This is a genomic window from Halalkalibacterium halodurans, from assembly GCF_004376175.1.
Taxonomy (GTDB): Bacteria; Bacillota; Bacilli; order Bacillales; family Bacillaceae_D; genus Halalkalibacterium; species Halalkalibacterium halodurans.
The window spans coordinates 9160-13842 of sequence record NZ_SNUY01000083.1; the positions used below are offsets into that span (position 1 = coordinate 9160).

Annotated in this window: 4 protein-coding genes and 1 pseudogene; 2 read left to right on the forward strand and 3 right to left on the reverse strand. The window is 44.1% G+C overall.

Features of this window, described 5'->3' with window-relative positions; translation table 11 throughout:
* The coding region (locus tag E2L07_RS21365; protein ID WP_243855002.1) for a Mu transposase C-terminal domain-containing protein at positions 1-511 on the forward strand (511 nt) is incomplete at its 5' end.
* Positions 504-1304, forward strand: a complete 801-nt coding sequence (locus E2L07_RS18595; protein WP_134229027.1) for an ExeA family protein — start codon at positions 504-506, stop codon at positions 1302-1304. The genes E2L07_RS21365 and E2L07_RS18595, both read left to right, overlap by 8 nt.
* Positions 1305-1730: 426 nt before the next feature.
* Here E2L07_RS18595 and E2L07_RS18600 read toward each other — a convergent pair whose 3' ends face one another.
* The 3 genes and pseudogenes from E2L07_RS18600 to E2L07_RS18610 form a co-directional block, all read right to left on the reverse strand.
* On the reverse strand, positions 1731-2180 hold the full coding sequence (locus E2L07_RS18600; protein ID WP_134230307.1) for a VanZ family protein: 450 nt from the start codon (positions 2178-2180) through the stop codon (positions 1731-1733).
* Positions 2181-2251: 71 nt separating this feature from the next.
* Positions 2252-3418, reverse strand: coding sequence for a nucleotide sugar dehydrogenase (locus tag E2L07_RS18605; RefSeq protein ID WP_134230308.1), 1167 nt, complete (start codon positions 3416-3418; stop codon positions 2252-2254).
* 83 nt (positions 3419-3501) lie between these two features.
* Positions 3502-4534 (reverse strand): annotated as a pseudogene (locus E2L07_RS18610) (NAD-dependent epimerase).
* Between the last annotated feature and the right edge of the window lie 149 nt (positions 4535-4683).

The window sequence follows — 4683 nt, forward strand, 5'->3', positions numbered from 1 at the left end:
ATTGGATCAGTTTAACCATCTCTTCCAGGCCTGGCTGAGTGAATGTTATCAGAATAAACCCCACTCTGCTTTGGACGCAGCCAGTCCTGAAGCTGCGTTCCGGTCCGATTCCAAAACGCTTCGTTTCCCTGAGGTGGATGTACTGGCCAATGCCTTTTTGCATTGCGAAGAAAGAAAAGTAGATAAAGCAGGCTGTATCAGCTTTATGGGCAAGAAATACGAAGTGGGTCTCTTGTTTATTGGCAGGAAGGTACAAGTGGTTTATGACCTGGCGGACATTTCAGAAGTAACCATTGAATATGAAGGGCATTCTCCGTGGAAAGCAAGAGAACTGGAGATCGGAGAGCGCGCAGGCAAAAGACCAGTTCTGCCGGATCACCTTCTGATCCAGGAAACAGACCACTCCCGATTACTACAGGGAGCTGAACAAAAACTGGAAGAACGGAAACAGATTCAAGCCCCTGCCGTCTCCTACCGGAGAGTAAGGAAGGAGGAAAACGGCTATGTTTGAAGCTTTTTATGAATTAACTCATACACCCTTTTCCCGGGCTATTCCAACGGAAGAGCTATATAATTCCTACCTGCTGGAAGAGACACTGGGCAGATTGGAATACGCTGCGGAACGCCAGCTATTTGGAGTCGTTACAGGGGATTGCGGCACAGGAAAAACAACCACGATTCGTCGGTTTATGGATGGGCTGGATCCTTCCAAGTTCTCGCTTTTATATATTTCCGATTCGAAGCTGACGCCCAGGAACTTTTACAGAGGCGTTCTTGAACAGCTCGGCTGCGAATCTAAGTTTTATCGAGGAGATGCGAAGAGGCAGCTCCACAAAGAGATTGAACTGATGCGTGGAATCCATGGTATTCAGCCGATTGTAGTAGTGGATGAAGCCCATTTACTGGACCGTGAAATGCTTGAAGAGGTTCGGTTCTTATTGAATTTTAAAATGGATGCTCAAAGCCCGATGGCCCTTATACTGGTCGGCCAAAACGAACTTTGGGACCGCCTGAAGCTCCAGTCTTATTCGGCGATCCGCCAGCGAATTGACTTACAGTGCAAGCTGGTTCATTACGACCGTTCAGAGACAAAGGAATACATGAAGCGCCATCTGTCCTATTCCGGTGCGAAGCAGGAGATTTTTTCGGATGGGGCAGTAGATTGTATTTATAATTTTTCTAGTGGTTCCGCCCGGCTGATTAACAAAGTGTGTACCCATAGTCTTTTATACGGGGCACAGAATAAGCGCAGGATTATCGATGATCATATGGTGAAACAGGTGATAGAAGGAGAACTATCTTGATGTGGGAATGTCGGTTTATCGCCTATTCTAAGCTTATGAAGTGTTGGCTTTTGGTAAAAGGGGAATATGGCCGCTTCCTGTATGAGGGAACCCGATTTTATATGCGTTTTGATGAAGGAGTCTTCCTTCCTTGTCAGCTCGAATTCGATAGACAGTGGTATGTGACCATCGGTGATGAGGGCATACGACTTAATTTGAGAAAGAACGAAGAATACCAAGTTTATATGTAATTAATAGGGAAGCGATGCACAACCAAGCTTCCCTTTCATTTGGACAAAATAGGGAGCAATATCGGGACAAAGTTTCCCATCTTCCGCATGACTTTATATGGCGTCAGTAACACTGTGGAATTTAACAAATGTTTTAACAACAAAGGGAGAAAAAAGAGGAAAGAAAGCCTCACACTTTGCCCAAAATGTGAGGGAATTAGAAGGTTCGTCGTTTGTTTCCCAGTCTATGTTTCATGCGGTAGATGAAAATACCGACGAATGCGCCTACAGTATCAATGAGCACATCACGGATTTCCCCGGATCGCCCAGGAATAAAGAGCTGGTGCACTTCATCGGAAATGGCATACAGCATGCAAATAAGCAAAGCTAAGCCACTATTCTTTTGATTCGGGCGGGTTTGTCTTAAAGCATGAAACACGAGTAATCCGAGGGTAAAATAACTGAAAAAATGAGCGAGTTTACGGATAATCGTATGAAATTGCTCAAGGTCCAGCTGGACATGTGGGAGAAGTTGTTGAATCGCAGCAAGAAGAAACTCCGTAACCCCTGAGCTTAGCTTTGCTGAATCAGTGGCTGGTTGATGAGAAAAGTAAAAGATCAAGGTCATCCATAGAATGACAGCAAGCCAAGAGAAACGTTTATGCATATCGGTAGTCCTTTGCTTCTAAAATCGAATAGGAAAGAGGCCAAGCCAACTGGCTTAACCTCTAATTCGGCTTAATCACGGGTGTACAAGTCACGTGTATAAACTTTTTCCGCTACTTCTTTTAAATCGTCTGATAAACGGTTAGCTACAATGACATCAGACATCTTCTTAAACTCAGCAAAGTCTTCGATGACTTTTGAACCGTCAAATTCAGTTGCATCCAAGGCTGGTTCATAAACGACAACTTCCACACCTTTGTCTTTTAGCCGTGTCATCACATCTAGAATCGCGGACTGTCTAAAGTTGTCGGAGCCCGTTTTCATCGTCAGACGGTAGAGTCCGACGACTTTCGGCTCCCGCTTTAAGATCATATTGGCAACATGATCTTTTCGGGTGTCGTTCGCATCTACAATCGCCCCAATGATGTTATTTGGCACATCCTCGAAGTTCGCCAGTAGTTGCTTCGTATCTTTCGGTAGACAGTAGCCGCCATAGCCGAACGAAGGGTTGTTGTAATGCGTTCCAATTCGTGGATCCAGCCCGACCCCATCGATGATTTGCTTCGCATCAAGCCCTTTTATTTCCGCATACGAATCAAGCTCATTAAAGAACGCCACTCGCATCGCCAAGTACGTATTGGCAAACAGCTTAATCGCCTCAGCCTCGGTCGAATCGGTAAACAATACGTCGATGTTCTCTTTGACCGCCCCTTGCACGAGCAGAGCTGCAAATATTTTCGCCCGTTGCGTCCGCTCCCCGACTACAATACGAGACGGGTGTAAATTATCATATAGGGCTGAACCTTCCCGTAAAAACTCTGGGGAGAAAATAATATTCTTTGTATTGAAGCGCTCGTTCACTTCCCGTGTATATCCGACAGGAATCGTCGATTTGATCACCATCACTGCATTTGGATTAATCGACAACACATCAGAAATAACAGCTTCTACAGACGATGTATCAAAGTAATTTTTTTCTGGATCATAGTTTGTTGGTGTCGAGATTACGACAAATTGGGCGTCTTTAAACGCTGCTTCTTTATCCGTCGTTGCCGTTAAATTCAACTCTTTCGTCGCGAGAAACTCCTCAATTTCACGATCGACAATTGGAGACTTACAGTTATTAATCATATCCACTTTTTCTTGCACAATATCATAGGCAATCACGTCATTATGCTGCGCCAATAACACAGCATTGGATAGCCCGACGTAGCCAGTTCCTGCGATAGTGATATTCATTCGTTCCTACACATCCTTATGGTCTCGATCTCTTTTTTCCTGTCAGCCGACAGGATTTAAGGAAAAGCCGAAAAGAAAGTGCCCTATTTCTGGATAAGGACACCCGCTTCTACATTGTAATATGTTTTAAACCAGTCGACAAACTTTTTTAAGCCTTCGTCAATGGAGGTGGACGGTGTAAAGCCTGTAGCCTGCTGCAAATCATCAATATCGGCATACGTCGCTTGGACATCTCCTGGCTGCATCGGCAAAAACTCTTTTTTCGCTTCGATGCCTAAATGCTTTTCTAACGTTTCGATAAAGTCCATCAGCTTCACGGGCTGATTGTTTCCAATGTTGTAGATTTTATAAGGAGCATAACTCGAGCTGGCCATAGGATGTTCAAAGTCCCAATTTGGATTAGCTTGTGGCGGCTGTTCAAGGAGTGCGACAACCCCATCGACGATATCATCAATGTAGGTAAAATCCCGCATCATTTCCCCATGATTAAAGACTTTGATCGTTTGGCCTTCGACTATATTTTTCGTAAATGAGAAGTACGCCATATCTGGACGCCCCCACGGTCCGTAAACCGTAAAGAAGCGGAGTCCTGTAGTCGGAATTTGATAAAGATGACTATAGGAGTGAGCTAACAGTTCATTCGCCTTTTTTGTCGCAGCATACAAGCTAACAGGATGATTCACTTCATCCGAAGTAGCGAACGGCATTTTCCGATTCGCACCGTATACCGAGCTCGAAGACGCATAGATCAAATGCTTCACATTAAGTTCCCGACACGACTCTAATAGATTCGTAAAGCCAACAAGATTCGAATCAATATACACATGCGGATTTTTCAAACTGTACCGTACCCCTGCTTGTGCCGCAAGATTGATGACATGGGTAACCTCTTTATCTAAGAATAGCTGACGCAAGCGGTCACGCTCGGTTAAATCCATCTTGTGAAATTCAAAATTCCCAAGCTCTCTAAGCTGTAATAAACGATCATTTTTCAACTGAGGATCATAATAATCATTTAAATTATCGATTCCCAACGACAAAGTACCCTTCTTCGAGAAGGCGTTTCGCTACGTACATGCCGATGAAACCGGCAGCGCCTGTGACTAGGATTTTCATAACTAACCTCCCTCTATAAATTACGTATTGTCAAAACTTTATATAAAAATAGGTTATTAAATCCTATGTTAGAGGGCTTTATAAGCAAAAAAATTGCCACCCCCTGATTTCTGTAGATAATTGAGGTTACCATACACCCAATTCCAGAA